At 43.2% G+C, this 21,378-nt stretch carries 16 protein-coding genes; 3 read left to right on the top strand and 13 right to left on the bottom strand.

Going from position 1 to position 21,378, the window contains the following annotated elements:
* Position 1: 1 nt before the first annotated feature.
* Entirely contained in the window at positions 2–367 is a 366-nt protein-coding gene (locus tag WJQ40_RS01245) for a GntR family transcriptional regulator (protein WP_337537646.1), read from the bottom strand.
* A 266-nt stretch (positions 368–633) separates the two neighbouring features.
* On the opposite strand from WJQ40_RS01245, the gene WJQ40_RS01240 reads away from it, so the two are divergent.
* On the top strand, positions 634–2,769 hold the full coding sequence (locus tag WJQ40_RS01240; RefSeq protein ID WP_337537645.1) for a hypothetical protein: 2,136 nt from the start codon (positions 634–636) through the stop codon (positions 2,767–2,769).
* Here the strand turns inward: WJQ40_RS01240 and WJQ40_RS01235 are convergent.
* The 5 genes from WJQ40_RS01235 to WJQ40_RS01215 all read right to left on the bottom strand — a co-directional run bounded on the left by WJQ40_RS01235 (position 2,751) and on the right by WJQ40_RS01215 (position 9,593).
* The gene (locus tag WJQ40_RS01235) at positions 2,751–3,968 is read right to left on the bottom strand and encodes a hypothetical protein (protein ID WP_337537644.1); all 1,218 of its coding nucleotides are present in this window, start codon (positions 3,966–3,968) and stop codon (positions 2,751–2,753) included. The genes WJQ40_RS01240 and WJQ40_RS01235 overlap by 19 nt on opposite strands.
* Before the next feature lie 98 nt (positions 3,969–4,066).
* Positions 4,067–5,611 (bottom strand): 2,3-bisphosphoglycerate-independent phosphoglycerate mutase, encoded by a 1,545-nt coding sequence (gpmI, locus tag WJQ40_RS01230; protein WP_337537649.1) that lies wholly within the window; start codon positions 5,609–5,611, stop codon positions 4,067–4,069.
* Positions 5,612–5,738: 127 nt separating this feature from the next.
* On the bottom strand, positions 5,739–6,902 hold the full coding sequence (locus WJQ40_RS01225; protein WP_262575877.1) for a glycosyltransferase family 39 protein: 1,164 nt from the start codon (positions 6,900–6,902) through the stop codon (positions 5,739–5,741).
* Between the two features lie 35 nt (positions 6,903–6,937).
* Positions 6,938–8,428, bottom strand: coding sequence for a hypothetical protein (locus WJQ40_RS01220; protein WP_337537643.1), 1,491 nt, complete (start codon positions 8,426–8,428; stop codon positions 6,938–6,940).
* Positions 8,421–9,593, bottom strand: a complete 1,173-nt coding sequence (locus WJQ40_RS01215; RefSeq protein WP_337537642.1) for a cation diffusion facilitator family transporter — start codon at positions 9,591–9,593, stop codon at positions 8,421–8,423. The genes WJQ40_RS01220 and WJQ40_RS01215 overlap by 8 nt, the downstream gene beginning before the upstream one ends.
* Before the next feature lie 389 nt (positions 9,594–9,982).
* On the opposite strand from WJQ40_RS01215, the gene WJQ40_RS01210 reads away from it, so the two are divergent.
* Positions 9,983–11,737 carry an ABC transporter ATP-binding protein gene (locus WJQ40_RS01210; RefSeq protein ID WP_337537641.1) on the top strand — a complete coding sequence of 585 codons (1,755 nt, stop codon included), beginning with the start codon at positions 9,983–9,985 and terminating at the stop codon, positions 11,735–11,737.
* Positions 11,727–13,505 carry an ABC transporter ATP-binding protein gene (locus WJQ40_RS01205; RefSeq protein WP_337537640.1) on the top strand — a complete coding sequence of 593 codons (1,779 nt, stop codon included), beginning with the start codon at positions 11,727–11,729 and terminating at the stop codon, positions 13,503–13,505. Before WJQ40_RS01210 ends, WJQ40_RS01205 begins: the two co-directional genes overlap by 11 nt.
* 49 nt (positions 13,506–13,554) lie before the next feature.
* On the opposite strand, the gene WJQ40_RS01200 is transcribed toward WJQ40_RS01205, so the two are convergent.
* The 7 genes from WJQ40_RS01200 to gap all read right to left on the bottom strand — a co-directional run bounded on the left by WJQ40_RS01200 (position 13,555) and on the right by gap (position 21,261).
* Positions 13,555–14,892 carry a hypothetical protein gene (locus WJQ40_RS01200; RefSeq protein ID WP_337537639.1) on the bottom strand — a complete coding sequence of 446 codons (1,338 nt, stop codon included), beginning with the start codon at positions 14,890–14,892 and terminating at the stop codon, positions 13,555–13,557.
* A gap of 75 nt (positions 14,893–14,967) precedes the next feature.
* The gene (locus WJQ40_RS01195; protein WP_337537638.1) at positions 14,968–16,593 is read right to left on the bottom strand and encodes a DEAD/DEAH box helicase; all 1,626 of its coding nucleotides are present in this window, start codon (positions 16,591–16,593) and stop codon (positions 14,968–14,970) included.
* A 198-nt stretch (positions 16,594–16,791) separates the two neighbouring features.
* Positions 16,792–17,778 (bottom strand): glycosyltransferase family 2 protein, encoded by a 987-nt coding sequence (locus WJQ40_RS01190; RefSeq protein WP_337537637.1) that lies wholly within the window; start codon positions 17,776–17,778, stop codon positions 16,792–16,794.
* Positions 17,768–17,962 carry a hypothetical protein gene (locus tag WJQ40_RS01185; protein WP_337537636.1) on the bottom strand — a complete coding sequence of 65 codons (195 nt, stop codon included), beginning with the start codon at positions 17,960–17,962 and terminating at the stop codon, positions 17,768–17,770. The genes WJQ40_RS01190 and WJQ40_RS01185 overlap by 11 nt, the downstream gene beginning before the upstream one ends.
* 143 nt (positions 17,963–18,105) lie before the next feature.
* Complete coding sequence (tpiA, locus tag WJQ40_RS01180) at positions 18,106–18,852, bottom strand: triose-phosphate isomerase (RefSeq protein ID WP_118799305.1); 747 nt, start codon at positions 18,850–18,852, stop codon at positions 18,106–18,108.
* A gap of 51 nt (positions 18,853–18,903) precedes the next feature.
* Complete coding sequence (locus WJQ40_RS01175; protein ID WP_118799306.1) at positions 18,904–20,127, bottom strand: phosphoglycerate kinase; 1,224 nt, start codon at positions 20,125–20,127, stop codon at positions 18,904–18,906.
* 105 nt (positions 20,128–20,232) lie between these two features.
* Positions 20,233–21,261, bottom strand: coding sequence for a type I glyceraldehyde-3-phosphate dehydrogenase (gene gap, locus WJQ40_RS01170; protein ID WP_118799307.1), 1,029 nt, complete (start codon positions 21,259–21,261; stop codon positions 20,233–20,235).
* Positions 21,262–21,378 lie beyond the last annotated feature (117 nt).

Genomic DNA, 21,378 nt, shown 5'->3' with positions numbered 1-21,378 from the left:
CTCACGCTCTCCCTTCCGCCACCAGAACTGCCTCTGTCAGTTCCTTTTCTGTCACTCCGATGCTGAATGCCAGTTCACTGGTCTGTGTAATTTTATTAAGCAGTTCTTTCCTGTACTCCGTAAGAAGTGACTCTTTTCCAGATGCAAAATTCCCCTTTCCTTTTACTGTATAAATGTAACCAAGCCGTTCCAGCTCCCCGTATGCCCGTTGTATGGTATTGGGATTGATGGAAAGCTCTACTGCCATATTTCTGACACTCGGCAGTTTCTCATCCTTCCTGATCACCCCACGCAGTATCAGCATTCTGGTCTTTTCAACGATCTGCTCATATATAGGCCTGCTGTCTCTGACATCAATATAAATCATAGCGTCCCCCTCTCTTTCAATCTGAGTGAACCTGTTTCTCTATTTGTACGTGTATTATTACAGTTAATACACTTTCGATATTCTCATGCTAGCAGAGCATTTCCCATGTGTCAATGTACCTGCCTTAATGTTAAGATTATCTTCAGGTTATCTTAAGAAACACAGGGGTATACTGTATTCTTCATTGTTTTCTCAGAAACTCTGTGATAACATAATGAAAAATCAGCATTTCGCTGATGAGCATTTTCGTAAAAGAGGAAACGATCATGAATACTTTAGTACATACCGGTTCTTTTCTCGGTAATCTCACAGGCACTGTTCTGTTTCTGTACTTTCAGGGCTGTGGTATCCTGTTTAGCGGATTTCTGCTCCGCAAAAAAGATATGATCACAAGGCTGCTGTGCGGCAGCGTTTTAGGCAGCGTCCTTCTGATGTGGATACCCGCTCTTTTTTCCTTTATATTCGGTTTTTCAAAGCTGTCCCATATTCTGGCCGCCGGATCATGTACGCTGATCCTTTTTCTGCTGGATTTTTTCAAAGCTGAAAACGCTCCATATCATCTGCCATCCAGAGAATGTATTCGCGCCTTTCTAAAAAAGCACCGGATATTTCTGATCCTGTGCAGCACCACCTTTATTCTTTTTGCTTATATGCTCTCTACCCATACTCTGCTGGTAAAGGAAGACGGTCTGCACACTGGCCAATGTTCCTATGGGGATATTAACTTTCATCTTGGCGTCATTACCGGAATTTCCGTTCAGCAGACATTTCCGCCGGAATATACGATCTCTCCCGGTCACAGACTCTGCTACCCGTTTCTCTGTGACAGTATTTCCTCCAGTCTGTATACCTTCGGAGCATCTCTTCGCTATGCCTATATGTTTCCCATGTACTTTGCCATTCTTCAGGTCATGACAGGGTTTTACTGTTTTGCTTATACATGGTTAAAAAAAGTTTCAAAAGCCTGCCTTGCCTGGTTTTTATTCTTTTATAATGGAGGACTTGGATTTCTTTATTTTTTGGACTGGACAAATAATAAGACTTATTTCTTTCAGAATATTTTCACGGAATATTATCAGACTCCGACAAACCTGATCAGCAATAACATCCGCTTTGTCAACGTTATCGTGGATATGCTTCTGCCGCAGCGTGCCACACTCTTTGGCTATGCTGTGCTTTTTCCCTGTCTGTGGCTTCTGTGGCGCGCTGTGTATCATCAGGAAAAAGACCTTTTTGCCTTCTGCGCACTGCTTGTCGGAGCTCTTCCTATGATCCATACCCATTCATTTCTGGCTATGGCCATGGTCAGTGCTTCCTGGCTTCTGATGCAGTTATACCACAGCCTGCCTCATAAACTTCCCATAAAAAAGCCCGGCCTTTTTCTTTGTCTTTCCTTCTTTACCGGTATGAGTATTCTACAGCTTTTCAGCCATGGAGAAGCCGGAAGCGACAGTCCTGTTTTTATGAAAATATGCCTTTCTGTTCTTGCACTGTTATTTCTTTTTGGCATCACTGCACTCTGTTCCTATATAAAGCAGAATGGCTGTAAGGAGCTGCTTTTCACCTGGGGAATCTATCTTGTCATCATACTGATGCTTGCCCTGCCCCAGCTCTTTAACTGGACATTCTCCCAGGCATCTGGCTCTGGCTTTACCACCAGTCACTTTAACTGGTCAAATCAGGGAGATCCTTATCTCTGGTTTTATATCAAAAACTTTGGTGTGATCTTTCTCCTGCTGATCCCAGCACTAATCTACTGCTCGAAGAAAACCTTTGCCATCATATGTCCGGCTTTTCTGATCTGGTTTGTCATGGAGCTGATCTCTTTCTCTCCTAACACATATGACAATAACAAGCTATTGTATGTGGTCTATCTGTTTCTATGCTGCCTCTGTGCAGACTATGGAGACTGGATCTATCAGAAAGCAAAACGTCTTCCAGGTGTCCGTCTTTGGACTGTCTGCTTTCTTCTGTTTTCCTGTGTTTCCGCCATTCTGACCCTCGGCCGGGAAATAGTTTCCGATTACACTCTTTATGCAAACAATCACGTAGAGGCAGCTCTTTATATTGAGCAGTCGACTCCCCCGGACACTGTGATCCTGACCAATGACCGTCATGTAAATGAGATCACTTCTCTGACTGGCCGCAATATTGTAAACGGTTCTCCTCTCCTTCTTTCTACCCATGGCATTTATGATGAGCAGAGGGTGCAGGATGTAAAAAGCATGTTTGAGGATCCGGCTGCTTCTGCCGCTTTATTTGAAAAGTATGATGTAGATTATATCATGATCTCTTCCTGGGAACGAAGCAGCTTTGCTCTGGATGAAACCCTGTTTGACCAGCTGTTCACCTGCGTATTTACCAGTGGAGACATCAGAATTTATCAGATCCACCAATTATAAACGGCTACACTGCCCACAAGGTTCAGACAGAGCCCCCATACCGCAAATGGTATATGATATTTAATCAGCTTCGGATACTCCTTATCACACCACAAAATTCCCAGATAAATCCAGGGAATAATATCGTTGGAATATCTGTTGCCAAACTGCCATGCTCCCATTGTCCTGTGCATGACAATGATCGTCATATAAATCGTTGCCAGTATGCTTACAAAAATCAGCTTCTTCAGTAAGGTAGTATTCCCCTTTGCAACAGAATAAATCATATATAAAATACATATAGCAAAAACAGGCGTGATCAGCATCATGCTCAAATTTCCCATATTATCAATAATCATACGTCCATTTTTATCAAACCGCGGCCATGCGAACAGTTGCCTTATATGTTCTTTCATATATATAACATTAAACTGTCCATTGGGTTCATTTACAAACTCTGGCAAATATTTACGTCCGAACTCTAAAATATTTTCAAATCTGACATAATTCAGAACCATATAAGATACTGCTATTAATGTTACCGGTACAAACCATAAAACTCTTCTCCTGATCATTTCCAATACTTTTCTTTCTGGACAATCCATATGCTCCTTCTGATATAAAAGATATAACAGTAATGGTAAAAAAACGATCTGCATCGGCCTGCATCCAACTGAACATGCCCATAATGCCAATGCAAGACCACCCCTTCCTTCAACAGCATAATAAACAGCTGCTACTGCCAAAGTTACACACATCGCCTGTGCAATAAACCACACTGAGGGATCCAACATCACAAATACATAATTAGAACAAATCACTGCCAGTAAAGTTTCCAGCATAGCTGCCTGTGGATTTATTCCTTCTTTAACAGCCAGTCTGTACATATAGAATGCGCACAACAAATTACTGATAAACAGGATACAGGCATCTGGCGTATTACTGCCAAAAAAGAAGGTCAGCGGAAACAAAATATAAGAAGGAAATGGCGGAAAACTGACATAATACTTTCCTTGATAGATTGCAAGTTCAAGCCATGGATAATCCTGTCCAAGATCCAATCTTCCCTGCCTCCATGAATCTGCCTGTAATGCATACGAATTATATACTGTTGAATCCTGTAGACCCTTTCCTGTCAGCATACCGGCTATGGTCAAAAAAATGCCTACCGACAGTACTGTTATAATACCATACTCTAAATTTTCTTTTTTCTTGTACATGCTTTCCCTCATCACTATATTTTCACTAAACAAAACCGCACGCTCAACTATATTAGCTGTTAAACGTGCGGTCATATGAATCTATTTTATAAAATAGCCTATTTCTTAATCAGCAGAGATTTTCCTGTCATTTCAACCGGCTTCTCCATACCCATCAGCTCGATCAGCGTAGGAACGATATCTGCCAGACAACCGCCCTCTCTTAAAGTATAAGAAGGATCTGCATTTACAAGAATGAACGGAACAGGATTTGTTGTATGCGCTGTATAAGGAGCTCCTGTTTCATAATCAACAAGCTGCTCTGCATTTCCATGGTCAGCGCAGATAAAGAGCTGTCCATCTACTTCCTTGATCGCATCTACAGCCTTGCCGACACACTCATCTACTACCTCGATCGCCTTGATTGCTGCTGATTCAACACCTGTATGACCAACCATATCCGGGTTAGCAAAGTTAATGATGATCACGTCATATTTACCGGACTTGATAGCAGCTACCAGCTTGTCACATACTTCGTACGCACTCATCTGAGGCTTTAAATCATAAGTAGCAACATCCTTAGGGGAATTTACAAGGATTCTGTCTTCTCCCTCATTTGGCTTCTCCACACCGCCATTGAAGAAGAAGGTAACATGTGCATACTTCTCTGTCTCGGCAATTCTTGCCTGCTTCATGTGATGAGCTGCCAGCCATTCACCAAATGTATTGGTAACAGAAATCTTCTTGAATGCAACTTCCTTGTTCGGGATTGTCGGATCGTAATCAGAGAAGCAAACATACGTAGTCCTGATTCTTTCTCCTCTTTCAAATCCCTTGAAATCATCGTCGCAGAATGCTCTGGTGATCTCTCTCGCCCTATCAGGTCTGAAATTAAAGAAGATCACTGAGTCATTATCCTTAATAGTCGCTACCGGTGCACCATTCTTTATCACAACAGTAGGCTTTACAAATTCATCTGTCTCATCTCTGTCATAGGATGCCTGGATTCCTTCTGTTGCACTGTCTGCCTTAAGCCCTTCTCCCTTAGTAAGTGCATCATAGGCAAGCTTTACCCTGTCATAATTGTTATCTCTGTCCATTGCATAATAACGACCACAGACTGTTGCGATCTCGCCTACACCAAGCTTCTTCATTTCTGCTTCCAGCTCTTCTGCATATCCTTTACCACTGGCAGGTGGGGTATCACGTCCGTCAAGGAATGCGTGAACATAAACCTTCTCAAGGCCATTTCTCTTAGCCAGTTCAAGAAGTCCGAACAGATGTGTAATATGGCTGTGTACACCTCCATCGGAAAGCAGTCCGAACAGATGAAGGGAAGAATTATTCTTCTTGCAGTTCTCTACTGCATCAAGCAGTGCCGGATTCTTAAAGAAATCACCATCCTTGATCTCTTTGGTAATTCTTGTCAGTTCCTGATATACGATACGTCCTGCACCCATATTCAGATGACCAACCTCTGAGTTTCCCATCTGTCCTTCCGGAAGACCAACTGCCATACCACTGGCATTTCCCTTTACAAAAGGATACTCCGCCATCAGCTTGTCCATAACTGGTGTATTCGCTTCTGCTACTGCGTTATGGTCTTTTCTGTCATTCAGTCCATAACCATCCAAAATCATTAAAACTGTAGGTCTCTTCATGATCCATTCTCCTCACTGTTATTTATTTTATCCTTGAATTTGTTATTTTAGTAACAATCTTTTCCACTTGGAATTATACACGGAAACATCTGGTCTTGCAACAGATTTCCTGCAAAACTTCCCCTGTATGCTACATTATCTGTTTCCACTGATAATAGCCTGTCATGTAAATTATCATCAATGTCCAAGACAGTCCAATAAGTATCTTTCCAATTCTTTCGTGTTTTGTGATAAATTGCCCTGTAATCATAAACAGGGGCACTGCACATAACGTATATCTTGCACCGCTGATCAGCCATGAGGATGAATATGTCAAAAGGAAATATGCAATCAGATTCCACAAATAAGCAGCACTAATTTTAATTTTTATCCCATATGCTATTACTGCTATATATATAAATATCAAAACAAATTCCGGTACCCATAATGCCATTCCCTCCGGTGTATACCATTTCTGAGCAGTATAACTGCTCACGTATTTTAACGTATCCCAAATAGGAACCAACCTGTTGCCCCAATGATTTTTCTGATAATAAAGAAAACGGAACGGATCTCCTTCTATCATATAATTTATCACCATATAAACCAGTGTACCCCCTATCATTGGCATACACTTAATCCCAGGCCATATGATCTCTGTAAAAATTCCTTTCCAGTCATTTCCTTTCATTCTCTTCAGCAATTGTCCACTTTCAAAAAGTTCAGCAATAACTGCTATTATAAGTAATACTCCCTGATTTCTTGTAAGACAAGCCAGAAAGCCAACAAATGCAACTTCAAAAAACCTATGCTTCCTCAAGTAATAAAAAAACATTGCAGATAATGCAAAAAACAGGGATTCTGTCATAATCGCCCCGAAAAAAAATCCAAAGGGAAAAACTGCCTGCAACATCATCGTTTTTGTTGCGCATCTTCTGTCAAATTCCAAAGTAGTTATTTTATCCAGATATACACATCCTATTGCAAAACACACAGTTGAAATCATCATTGCTGCAATTCTTGAATTATGTACAAACAGATTTAATGTCCGGATCAGCCATGGATAAAGCGGATAAAAAACCAAAAATAAATGCTGTCCATTTTCTATGGCTCCCTCATATCCTACCTCTGAAATATTAATATAATTAACAGTATCCCATCTACTCCATGCATCCAGAAAATCATTCATTTCCAATGGTTTCTGATAATCACCAAACAAACACATGATAATAACCGAGCAAAAATATACGAATATTCGAAATCCAATTGCACAGGCAAAAACCCTGGAACTTCTTTTTTCTAGAACCTGTTTCATGGCATCTCTTCTCCTCTTACATCCCAAGTCTGTTTTCAGCTTATCGTACAGAACATGACAATTGATGCTGTCCCAAACAGCAGCATAGCAACCTTCATCAGCACAGCATATCCTTTTCCTGCAGCCAAAGCCCGGTTCAGGCCCTCTGAAAGCTTTCCGAGTACTACTATCTTCAGAATCGGCACGATCAGAAAATATCTGGCATCCATACTGCAGCCAAAAGGTTCTTTATAATAGGAATAACAGATAAACAGCAGATAAAATACAAGCATTCCCAGCAGCGCCCATTCATCATGCTCTTTTTCTCTTTTTATAATCCATCTGATCATAAAAGCAATCAGCAAAATTGTCATCAGCAGATTGATGATCAGAAGTGTATAAGGAATTACCTTCCCCATTTCAAAGGAGAACTCACCAAATATTTCCGATTTCAGGAAGTAGGTAGAAAGATTATAATCTTCATATGCGTTAGCGTATGGTGACGCAATAAGATTTCCCCAGTTTATTGGGGCAAATCGCTCCCACAGAGAATGTTCCCCAGTCCATAATATATTACCCACTTCCTGCTCATTAATATAGGTAAACGGGATTCCAAACCGAATTGCATTCCTGACATAAAACCACATTCCAAGTGGTGCTGCAATCCCGGCAAATATTGCCGTCTGTCCAATATATTTCTTTACGGCATCATGATCTCCTACCATTTTTTCCAGCACCAGAATGACCAGTAATCCCATTGGAAGAATACAGCTTAAATTTGTCTGCAGTCCAAAACCAAATGCAATTGCCGTATAAATTGTATTTCTGATATTGGAATTATGATACCACTTCAAAGCCGTATAAATTTCCATTACCGCAAACAGGCAACTGAAAGCATCCTCTCCAATCCTGCCGGCAGCAAGATACATTCCCGGCAGAAATGCCACAAACCACATTGCCAGAATTTTATTTTCTGCTTTCATCTTCAACTCTTTACATAACTTTAAAGAAAACAGAAGGGTCATACAGGAGGCCATACAGGAACCAAGTTTCCCACCTATCGATCCTATGAAATAAATATTTCTATCATATGTCATAAGCTGCAGTATCTTACATACTCCTGCTGTAAAAAGATAGGAAAACGGCTGATGATACAGCTGTCCTTCATAGGTATCCGGCAATTTTCCTCTCTCTATCAGCCACATCAGGTAACTGGCCTTACTATTTTGGGTATAATCATCATAATACCAGACATCATGGACTCTGCTGAATACACCATTATAAAATGTATATCCGATCCGCATGATACAGCCAAGCCAAAGAATCCATCTGAGAATTTTTTCTTCTCTTTCCCCTCCGGAAGCCATCAGAATATCACCTACGAACAGAAACGTACCCAAAAGAATGCAGATCCACATTCCCATATGGATCTTTTCTGCCCCGATACCCTGATTAGCAATCATAGCCTGCCCTATTACCGGAATGCTTACCACCAAAAGGCAGAAAATATATTCATAAATTCTGTCTTCTGCCCTGCTCCTACACATATGCCTTATCCACATCGATCACAGCCTGATAAGCCGGATCGATCTCTGCAATCTTTTCTTTCAAATATGCTACTACCTGTTCATCCGTCATGGAATACTCATAGGGCAAAAGGATATCAAAAATCAGATTTGTATGGGTTGGTCCTTTTACGATCCTGAAATCATGGAAGCTTACCTTACCCTCCATTCCTTCTATAATTTTTTCAACCTTCTCCTTCAGTTCATTGGTCAATTCATCATTCAGACAGACAGGATCCATATGGATCACTGCGCTGCAGCTCAGTTCCTTTGTCAGACGATGCTCGATCCTGTCGATCAGATCATGCAGCTCCAACAGATTTCCTGTAGATGGTACTTCAGCATGCACGGAAAGCATAACTCTGCCAGGACCGTAATTATGTACTACCAGATCATGGATCCCCAGTATCCCCTGATCCTTATATTCCATAATGATCTCCTCCACCCGGCTTACAAATTCCGGCGTAGGTGGCTGTCCCAGCAGCGGACTGATCGTATCCTTCGCAGCACTGATTCCCGTCATACAGACAAAGGCTGCTACTACGATACCACAGAATCCATCTACCTGAATCCCGGTAAATCTGGCAAGCAGTGTAGTAGCAAGTACCACAAAGGTAGCGATCGTATCGCTCAGGCTGTCTTTCGCTGCGGCTCCCATTGTTTCACTTTCTATCCTGGCTGCAACAGATCTGTTATATGTAAACATATATACTTTTACGAGTATGGAAAAGATCAGGATCAGGATCACAAGCATACTGGCTTCTACCGGCTCCGGATGTAGGATCTTATCCACTGATGATTTGAACAGCTCAAAGGCCATGATCAGGATGATCACAGATACCAGAAATCCTGCTATGTATTCTATCCTGCCATGTCCAAAGGGATGCTCACTGTCAGGCTTCTGTCCAGACATTTTAAAACCGACCAGTGTGATGATCGATGAGCCGGCATCTGACAGGTTATTGAATGCGTCTGCTGTCACGGCAATGGATCCGCTGACTGCTCCTGCGATCGCTTTCCCTGCAAAGAGCAGCAGGTTTAAAAAGATTCCAACCGCTCCACACAGCATACCATACTCCTGCCGTACTTCCGGGTTTTCTGTCTGTTCGCGGTTTTTGATAAAAATTTTGGAAAGTAATGTAACCATATAAATTTCCCCCTGTATATTCTGTATATTTTACGTCATTTGGCTCTGAAATACAACATTTAATTAAATACCTGTTGACAAGTACAAATGTTCGTTGTAATGTTTACATATCGCATAACTATTAACTGGTCGAAGAAGAAAGGAGGGTATATACCATGATCAACCGCAGTACTTTACATTCACAATTCTATAGCTGTTTCAAAGAAGAAATTACCCTCTTGTCTGCAGGAAGTACCATTTGGAACTGACCTGATCCTTTTAACCAGACAATCTGATACTGCTGTTTACAGCTGCTATGGTAATTTCCATGGCAGCTTTTTTATTCTTACATACTGAAAAGTGAACTCACCGGCAGCTATCTTCAGTATGTTTCACTGAGGGAGGAATACATGAAAAAAATAACAACTTATCTCTGGGAGCACCGTCTTTCCTATTTTTTCGCCATTGCTTCCATGATCATCAGCGTATCTCTTGATATGCTCTCACCACAGCTTACCAGACATATCGTAGATGATGTCATTGTAGGCGGTAACATGGATCTGCTTCTGCCACTTCTGCTTGGCATACTTCTCGTAGGCGTTGGCAGATGTATTTTCCAATATACCAAAGAATTCACCTTCGATGTAACAGGATCCAGGATCATGGCAGAAATGCGTACCCGGCTGTTTGACCACATCCAGTCACTGAGTGCAGATTTCTTTGATGAAACCGGAACCGGTGAACTGATGAGCCGGATCAAGGATGACATTGACAGGATCTGGGACTGCTTTTCCTTCGTGGGAATGCTGATCCTTGAAGTCATAATCCACACTTTCATCGTGCTGTTCTGTATGTACAGTCTTGACTGGCGTCTTGCACTGCTTCCCACGCTCTGTATGATCGCCTCTGCCTGCATTGCCATTACCATGGAAAACAGGCTTGGTTCTATCTATGAGGCCATCAGTGAGGAAAATGCCACCTTAAATACGGTTGCCGAGGAAAATCTTGCCGGTGTCCGAACCGTAAAGGCATTTGCAAGAGAAAAATTTGAAATTGGGAAATTTTTATCCCATAATAAACGCTACTATGACCTGAATATGGAGCAGTCAAAGGTTTTCGTAAAGTACTCTCCCTATATCAGTCTGATCACCAAACTGCTTCCTCTTGCCATGCTGATGATCGGCGGTGTATTTGTCATGAAAGGAGAAATTTCCCTTGGAACCCTCTCTGCCTTTCTCGCCTACTCAATGAATATTGTATGGCCTATGGAAATGCTTGGCTGGCTGACTAACTCCCTTTCAAGCGGTATTGCCTCCAACAAAAAGTTAAAAGCAATTTATGCGAAAACGGCAAGCATTAAAGATCCTGAAAACCCGGTCATCCTTCCTTCCGTAAAGGGAAAAGTAGAATTCTCCCACGTCTCTTTTCATAAGGCTGACGGTTATGAAATCCTTCACGATATTTCCTTCTGTGTAGAACCCGGCAGGACAATTGGTATCATGGGTGCTACTGGAGCCGGCAAAAGTTCTATCATCCACCTTCTCCAGCGTCTTTATGATGTATCAGAAGGTGCCGTTTATCTGGATGACATAGATATCAGAAAGCTCTCCCTGAAGCAGCTTCGCAGTTCAGTTTCTCCGGTTATGCAGGACGTATTCCTGTTCTCTGATACGATCCAGGAAAATGTAAAGCTTGGCAAGAAAAATGAACTCTCTGCAAATGCTGTCAGATCTGCGATTCAGAATGCCCAGGCGAAAAGCTTCGTGGAAAAAATGTCCCTGCAGTACGATACCGTCATTGGAGAACGTGGTGTTGGGCTCTCCGGTGGACAGAAACAGCGTATCACAATTGCCAGAGCCTTTGCCAAAAAGGATCCTGTACTTGTTATGGATGATTCAACTTCTGCCCTTGATATGGAAACCGAGCAGAATATCCACGAAACACTGCAGTCACTTTCCGATACCACCAAGATCATCATCGGTCACCGGATCAGTGCTGTCTGTCATGCCGATGAAATTATCATCCTGGAAAATGGCAGTATTGCCGAGCGTGGTACCCACCAGTCTCTGCTTGCCAGGAAAGGACTGTATTATAAAACATATCTTGCCCAGTATGGACAAGGCACAGAATTAAAGGAAAAGGAGGGACTCACCCATGAGTGTTAATTCCTATAAAGAAGATGAGCATTCCACAGGAACCAGCAAACGGAATACCTTAAAACGTCTGTTCTCCTATCTGCTCTTCTATAAAAAGAAAATTACATTTGTTCTTGTGATCATGGGCTTCTGTGTTGTTGTATCCCTGCTGAATCCCCTGTTCATGGAATATGCCATTGACAACGATATTACATCCGGTAATATGTCAGGTCTTGTCCGGCTTATTCTGACTGCTGCTGTTCTAAATCTGCTGATGGTTGCCGGGATCAGACTTCGTATGTATCTCATGGCAGACATTACAAACAGCATTCTGGTTACGATAAGACAGGAACTGTATACCCATATCCAGACACTGGATTTTAACTTCTTTGACAGCCGTCCTACCGGTAAGATCCTGTCGAGGATCATCGGTGATATCAATTCCCTTAAGGATGTCCTTGGCAATTTTGTTACTACCATGATCCCTGATCTGCTGACCGTCATTGCTGTAGCCGGGATCATGCTGGTCAAAAATCCGCCTCTTGCCCTGGCAGCCCTCTGTTCACTTCCGCTAATGGCTCTTGGTATGTGGCTGATCCAGACGATCTCCCACAAACGCTGGCAGATCTTCCGTAAGAAAGCTTCCAACCTGAATGCCTTTATCCATGAAGATATTTCCGGCATCCGGGTCATCCAGAGCTTTACGGCTGAGCAGGAAACTGCAGAAACCTTCCGTGAGCTGGTAAAAGAACACAGACATTCTTTCATAAGCGCATGCCGCATGAATGACAGTCTTGGCTCCATTATTGATTTTTCCTGGGGTCTTGGTGTTGCTGCCATGTACTTTGTCGGCATCCGCATTCTTGGTACAGATCAGGTATCCCTTGGTACCTTTATCGCCTTTGGCACTTATATCGGTATGTTCTGGAGTCCGATCATGAACCTGAGTAATTTTTATAACCAGATCATCACCAATCTTGCAGCTGCTGAACGTATCTTTGAGGTACTCGATACCAAACCTGAAATTACGGATGAAAACGATTCTGTCATGCCTCCCATGAAAGGGGATGTCGTTTTCCAGAACGTATGCTTTTCCTATGACAATAAGGTTAACGTCCTGCAAAATGTATCCTTCCATATCCATCCCGGGGAAACAATTGCCCTGGTTGGTCCAACCGGTGCCGGTAAGACAACCATTGTCAACCTGATCAGCCGTTTTTATGATGTCCAGAAGGGTGCTGTACTGATCGATGGCATTGATGTCCGCAGCGTCACTACCTTAAGTCTTCGCAGTCAGATGGGTATTATGACGCAGGATAATTTCCTGTTTACCGGCACTATCCGCGACAATATTCGCTATGGAAGGCTGGATGCCACAGATGATGAGATCATTGCAGCAGCCAAGGCAGTCCATGCTCATGAATTTATCATGAAGCTCGAAAAGGGCTATGACACTGAGCTGAAGGAACGTGGCGGCGGTCTGTCTGTTGGTCAGAAACAGCTTCTTGCTTTCGCCAGGACCATGATCTCTGATCCTTCTATCCTGATCCTGGATGAAGCAACCTCAAGCATCGACACCAATACAGAGCTACTTGTCCAGGAGGGAATCGAGACCCTGTTGCAGGGACGTACCTCTTTCGTGATCGCACACAGACTGTCTACTATCCAGAAAGCTGACCGAATCTTTGTCATTGATCAGGGTGGCATCCTGGAAGAGGGAAACGCCCATGAATTATTAGAAAAAAAAGGAGCCTATTACAGACTCCACATGGCACAAATGGCACTGCCTGTATCATAGATACAGCAGTGCCACTCCTGATTTCTTTCCCGGCATCCCAAAACTCTGCCTAAAACTCTGTCGTCCACTCGTGCTCGCCGCCCCAGTCTCCGATCAGCTCAGTCACAGTTCCCTCCGGGTTCTCCACTCTTGTTTCGAAACGATAATTCATCTGCGGTACATATTCTCCATTGATCTTGACATTACTGTAGAGATAAATGAATTCATATACTGTATGGGGGAAATACTCACCACTTTCAGAAGAAGGCTCATAGGAAATACAGATTCTCTGTACTCCTGCATCCTCCTGCTTGGCTGTCCAGATATTGATCACATCTGATTTGTTCCCACATTCTTTAAAATCTGCAAAAGCAAACTGATAGCTGCCATCTGCATAAAGGATCTTCATTTTGTCACAGTTTACCGGAATGTAGGTTGCTCCCTTCCAGTACTCCATGGTTCCATTCATAAAGGCATCCCTGATTGCCAGATACTCTTCACTATTCATAAACTCCTTGATCGGTTCAAAGCTGCCGGAGCGGAAGATCTCAAATGCACCGGCAAAAAGCTGCTGGGCTTCCTGCGCCTTCTGTACACAGGTGCTTAACTGCCGCAGCTCTGCATTGTCTCCGATCTCAACAATCCGGGAAAGCAGTCCCGCATAATCATCCAGATGCTTCACTTCAAGCCACAGAGCAGCAAGCTTCGGTGCTGCCAGCTTCTGGATCTCTGCAAGAAGCTGATCGGATGGCTGACTATCATATACCAGCAGAAGTCTCAGCATCATATCCTGATATTCTTCATAACCGCAGGAATCACTTTCGGTTCCATTACAGAGTAACTCCCCCTGCTCACTGTCTTCTCCGAGAAGTCTGTCATAGCAGGCATCCAAAAGCGTATATACATCCTGATTAGCTGCATCCTTTTCCAGTACAGACACACATTTGCCCAATGTATCCAGTGTACAATTCTGACTATTGATATCATCTACTGCTTCATTTAATAGTACTGTACAATAATACTGCAGCAGGCTTTCATCCTGTGTAGTCTCCCAGCCCTGATACAGGATCTGCTCTGCCGCCATCGTATCTTCCTTGGTCAGATAAGCACCTGCCATAGAACGATAAGCCTGTACAGAGGAAGAATCTATCTTCAATGCCTCCTGACAGGATGCAATAGCATCATCATAGGCTTCCGTTTCTATATAGGCATTCGCTTCCTTAAGCTGCCTGGCTACCTGTACTCCTGGCAGAAGCCGGTAGATCAGTACACCTGCTACAGCAATCACAGCTACACAAAACACTGAAAAAACAATCTTTTCGATCATCACAATCCTTTTTCTTTTCTTCTTGCGCTTTGCTCTTGCCTCATTTCTTTCTCTAACTCTTCTTAACTCTTTCTCTTCCATCTCAAACCTCTGATAAATAAACAAACAACCAACTTCTCTTATGTTATCATAGAAAAAAGACATTGACAAATTTTTTTATCTTCTTTTTTCTCTTCTGCTCCTCTCTGTCCTACGACCAGAGCTGTTTCGTCCATGACCTCTGCTGTCCCGGCATCCCTCGCCGTTTCGCCTGCCATCGCTGTCCCGGCGTCCCTCGCTGTTCCGTCTGCCATCGCTGCCCCGGCGTCCCCCGCTGTTCCGTCTGCCATCGCTGCCCCGTCTTCTGACTCTGTCAAAGAATGATCTTTCCTCCTGGAGTTCTTCCGGCTCTTCACCCACATTCATATACAGAAGAGCCGCTGCAATCGTAATGGGATCTGTTTCCTTCTTTGCAGCCTCTCTTTCGATCATACCCCGCAGACGCTCCAGATCCTTTTCTGTATAAATCTCCGTGGCTGCAGCAAATACTTTTTTCGCTTTGGCAGATAAAATATCCTTCGGTGCAGGCAGCCTTCTTTCCTGTATCGTTGTGTGGCAGATCCTTTCAATGTCTCTGATCTTGTAGATTTCCCTGCCACTGACCAGTGTAAAGGAACGGCCTGTCCTGCCGGCACGTCCGGTTCTGCCAATACGGTGTACATAATATTCAATATCTTCCGGTACGTCATAGTTAAATACGGCGTCCACACCACTGACATCTATCCCTCTGGCCGCTACATCAGTAGCGATCAGGAAATTACAGCGTCCATTCCGGAAAGAATTCATAACCGTATCCCTCTGATACTGGGAAAGATCCCCGTGAAGTCCTTCTGCCTGATATCCTCTTTCCTTCAGGAATTCTGCCATCTCATCAACCATCTTTTTGGTATTACAAAAGATCAGTCCCCTTACCGGCTGATAGTAATCAAGCAGTCTGCAGATCGCCTCCTTTTTATCCTGTCTTGCAATTTTGTAATAGGCCTGTTTTATTGCTGATACTGTGATCTCCTTAGGTGTCACACGAATATATTCTGCATCTTCACTTTGGTATTCATGGGTAATCTGCAGGATTGCTTCCGGCATAGTTGCAGAAAACAATGCCATCTGATGCTCCTCTGGCATATCCTTCAGAATGGTCTCAATGTCCTCCCTGAATCCCATATTCAGCATTTCATCTGCTTCATCCAGTACGATCATGCGGATTTCCCTGGTCTTGATCGTATGCCTGCGCATATGATCCATCACACGTCCCGGTGTTCCCACAACAATCTGTACACCGCTGCTCAGCGCTCTGATCTGTCTGTTAATATCCTGGCCGCCATAAACCGGTAACACTTTGATCCCATGCTTATATCTGGCCAGTTTTCTGATCTCCTCTGCCGCCTGGATTGCCAGTTCTCTGGTCGGGCAGAGTACGATCCCCTGCAGCTTCTTCAATTCCGGATCCACTCTCTGGATCATCGGAATCCCAAAGGCTGCTGTCTTACCGGTTCCAGTCTGTGCCTGCCCGATAATATCCCTCCCCTCCAACATTACCGGGATCGCCTTTTCCTGAATTGGAGACATGGTTTCAAATCCCATAGAGAGAACTGCCCTTAAAATATCTTCATCTATCGCTGCATCTTGAAATGCCATTCCAGCATCCTGATCTGGCACTCCATGATCCTTTATCATCTGTTCTGCCGTTTCCTTCTTTGTTACATTCTTTTCCTTTGCTTCCTGCATCTTAACTTCCTGATCCATAAAAACCTCTTTCTCTTTCTTTTGCTCCGATGCCATGTCCACTTCACTCAAATCTCTGTCCGCAGGCAGATACACGTTGATTCTGCAATCATTCTCCGTATACAGGGCAACGAAAAAGGCAACACCTTGATAAAGTGCTGCCTTATCACAACATGACCAATTGTATCTGTTATTACGTGTTCTGTCAAGAAGAAAAAATCATCTTTCTGGTTTCTCTTCTGGTTTCTTTGCATTTTCTGTATCATTCAGGAATTCTTCGATCAGGAAACGGGGTCTTGCTTTTGTTTCCAGATAAATCTTACCAATATATTCTCCGACTACACCAAGCGATAAAAGGATCAGTCCTCCGATAGCCCAGACGGAAACCATAAGTGTAGTCCATCCTACAATCGTTGCTCCCATGAAATGTCTGACAAGGGAATAGATCAAAATCCCAATACTTACTAGAAAAATAAAAAATCCAAGGAACGTGATCATCCTGATCGGCTTGGTGCTTAAAGATGTGATCCCCTCTATTGCAAAAGAAAGCATCTTGCCAAGAGGATACTTACTCTCTCCTGCAAATCTCTCTCCCCTTTCGTAATAAACCACATCTGTGGAATATCCGATCATCGGTACGATACCACGAAGGAACAGATTGACCTCCCGAAACTCGGCTAGTCCCTCCAGTGCCCTTTTACTCATCAGTCTGTAGTCCGCATGATTAAATACCGTATTGACTCCCATGGTGTTCATCAGTTTATAGAAGCCCTCTGCAGTCGCCTTTTTGAAAAAGGTGTCCTTCGCACGGCTGCTTCTCACACCATATACAATATCTGTTCCATTCAGATATTTCTCAACCATTTCATCAATGGCATTGATATCATCCTGCAGGTCTGCATCCATGGAAATAGCCATATCTGCATGATCCTTTACTGTCATCAGTCCTGCCAGGAGCGCATTCTGATGCCCCCTGTTCCGGCTTAAGTTTACCCCGCCAAAAACCGGGTCTTCTTCATGAAGTCTCCTGATGATCTCCCATGTTCTGTCTTTGGAGCCATCATTGACAAATATGATCCTGCTCTCTGGATCGATCTTTCCTGCCCTTACCAGTGTCGAGAGTTTTTCCTTCAGGCGCTTTGAAGTTTCGGGAAGTACCTCCTGTTCATTGTAACAGGGAATTACCATATAGAGTTTATTTCTCATGAGCCCTCTCCTTCTTACGTCCTTTTTCCCCTGACTGTTTTCTATCATTTTTGCCATTAAGCAGCATAATGATCGAAGTTATGATACCGCCACATGCAACAGCGATCACAAGAACCCAGATAAGCATAGCATTGGAATCCCCCGTTGCTGCGCATCTGATCCATTCATTTCCTATTAATTCCACTCTGAACTCCAACCTTTTTTAATCTGTTTTTATCAGTATACTTTCTATTGTCCTAAAAGTAAAGAACCCTGATGCAATACGCACCAGAGTTCTTTCTTTTGTTATACCTTGATTCTGTTTCCAGAATATCCATTCCACATTAATTAAGCGTTAACAATCTTTCCGAAGTCAGGCTTAAGAGCTGCTCCACCGATCAGACCACCATCGATGTCATCCTTGGAAAGGAGTTCTGCTGCATTACCTGCATTCATGGATCCGCCATACTGGATACGAACTGCTTCAGCTGTAGGAGCATCATACATTTCTGCAATAACGTCACGGATCATCTTACATACTTCCTGTGCCTGGTCAGCTGTAGCTGTCTCACCTGTTCCGATAGCCCAGATAGGCTCGTAAGCAATAACAAGCTCTTTAACCTGATCAGCAGTTACATCTGTAAGATCCCACTTGATCTGTCTTGCGATCCACTCCTTGTATGTGCCAGCCTTACGAAGTGCAAGGGACTCACCACAGCAGAGAATCGGCTTAAGTCCAGCAGCAAATGCCTTCTTAACCTTAGCATTGATCAGGATGTCGTTCTCACCGAAAATATCTCTTCTCTCAGAATGTCCAATGATGATATATTCAACACCAGCATCCTTGAGCATAGGAGCAGAAATCTCACCTGTGAAAGCTCCCTTATCTTCGATATAGAAGTTCTCAGCGCCTAACTTAACGTTGGTTCCCTTAATAGCTTCTGCTACAGGTACGATATCGATTGCAGGTACGCAGTATACTACATCTACATCATCATTCTTTACTAAATCTTTCAGTGTTGCGCAAAGCTCAACTGCCTGGCTGGGAGTCATGTTCATCTTCCAGTTGCCGGCAATAATTCTTCTTCTTGCCATTTTATTATCCTCTTTCTAAATTTAATATTGCATTCACTAAGTTGCTTTCGGTTATTTGTCGTCAGCAGCTGCTACACCAGGAAGCTCCTTACCTTCAAGGAACTCAAGGGAAGCTCCACCACCAGTTGAAATATGGCTCATCTTGTCAGCGAAACCAAGCTGGTTAACTGCTGCTGCAGAATCACCACCACCAATGATTGTAGTTGCATCTGTTTCTGCAAGAGCCTTAGCTACTGCGATAGTTCCCTTTGCAAGAGTAGGGTTCTCGAATACACCCATAGGTCCGTTCCAAACAACAGTCTTAGCAGACTTAACAGCATCAGCATAGAGGGCTGCTGTCTTGGTTCCGATATCAAGACCTTCCTTATCAGCAGGGATCTTGTCAGCATCTACTACTTCTACCTCAATAGGAGCATCGATAGGATTCGGGAACTCTGCAGCTACTGTAGTATCGATAGGAAGAAGCAGCTTCTTACCGAGCTTCTCAGCCTTATCCATCATTTCCTTACAGTAATCAATCTTCTCATCATCAACCAGAGACTTACCGATTTCATATCCTTTAGCCTTTAAGAAGGTAAATGCCATACCACCACCAATGATCAGTGTATCGCACTTCTCAAGAAGGTTATTGATAACGTTCAGCTTGTCTGCAACCTTAGCACCACCAAGGATTGCTACGAAAGGTCTTACCGGATTCTCTACTGCGTTTCCAAGGAAGTTGATTTCCTTCTGCATCAGATAACCAACTACACAGGAACCACCCTTAGCACGAACAAACTTGGTAACACCGGCTACGGATGCATGTGCTCTGTGGGAAGATCCGAAAGCATCACATACATAATCATCACAAAGGTCAGCCAGTTCCTTGGAGAACTCTTCTCCATTCTTGGTCTCCTCTGCACCACGGAAACGTGTATTCTGAAGCAGAACAACATCGCCATCCTTCATAGCTGCAACAGCCTCTGTAGCAGCAGATCCTGTTACATTGTAATCTGCTACAAAGTTTACAGGCTTGCCAAGTTTCTCAGAAAGTCTCTTTGCTACAGGTGCAAGAGATTCTCCTTCGTTAGGGCCATTCTTAACCTTTCCAAGATGGGAGCAAAGGATTACCTTTCCGCCATCTGCAAGCAGCTTGTTGATTGTAGGAAGAGCTGCTACGATACGTGTCTCATCTGTAATCTCACCATTCTTTAAAGGAACGTTGAAGTCACATCTTACAAGGACACGTTTGCCTTTTACGTTGATATCATCAACTGATTTCTTATTTAATCCCATGATTCAATCCTCCAAATTTATTAAAGCATTATCCCGTACAAAAAAGGTCCGGTCCATAAGACCGGACCTTTAGACAGGTCTTTCTTTCAGATACTTATAACTGAATTAGCCTAACTCAGCGAAGTACTTAATTGTACGAACCATCTGGCTTGTGTAGGAGTTCTCATTGTCATACCAAGAAACAACTTCTACCTGTGTCTTTCCATCCGGAAGAGGGCTAACCATTGTCTGTGTAGCATCGAATAAGGAACCGAATCTCATTCCAACGATATCGGAAGAAACGATCTCTTCTTCGTTGTAACCGAAGGATTCTGTAGCCTGAGCCTTCATAGCTGCGTTAACTTCTTCCTTGGTAACTGCCTTGTCTACTACTGCGAATAACAGTGTTGTAGATCCTGTAGGGGTAGGAACACGCTGTGCAGCACCGATCAGCTTGCCGTTCAGTTCAGGAATAACAAGTCCGATTGCCTTAGCAGCACCTGTTGAGTTGGGAACGATATTTACAGCGCCTGCACGGCTTCTTCTCTTGTCGCCCTTTCTCTGAGGTCCGTCAAGGATCATCTGATCGCCTGTGTAAGCGTGGATTGTGCACATAATACCAGACTCGATAGGAGCAAGGTCATTTAATGCCTTAGCCATAGGAGCTAAGCAGTTTGTTGTACAAGAAGCTGCAGAGATGATCTTGTCATCCTTTGTCAGTGTCTCGTGGTTTACATTGTAAACGATTGTAGGAAGATCATTTCCAGCAGGAGCGGAAATAACAACCTTCTTAGCACCAGCATTGATATGAGCCTGTGCCTTAGCCTTAGAGGTATAGAATCCAGAACACTCAAGAACAACGTCTACACCGATCTCGCCCCAAGGACAATTGTTTGCATCGGGCTCTTTGTAGATCTTGATTGTCTTACCCTTAACGGTAATTGTTCCAGCTTCGTCATCAGCAGTAACCTGATCCTCTTCTCCGATAGCTACATATCTGCCCTGTGAAGAGTCATATTTTAATAAGTGTGCTAACATAGAAGGTGTTGTTAAGTCGTTGATTGCAACTACTTCATAACCTTCAGCACCAAACATCTGTCTGAATGCCAGACGACCAATACGGCCAAAACCATTAATTGCTACTTTTACTGCCATTTTAGTTTCCTCCTAAAATTGAATAAATTTTATATTATTTCGCCATCCAGGAAAACTTATCTTCCATAGATTGACAAAATTTTATCAGCACGATTATTTTACCTAATTTGTCCGGAA

It is taken from the genome of Suilimivivens sp. (assembly GCF_037359455.1).
Classification (GTDB): domain Bacteria; phylum Bacillota; class Clostridia; order Lachnospirales; family Lachnospiraceae; genus Suilimivivens; species Suilimivivens aceti.
The sequence above is the reverse complement of the archived record's forward strand: the minus strand, read 5'-3'. Positions and strand labels throughout refer to the sequence as shown.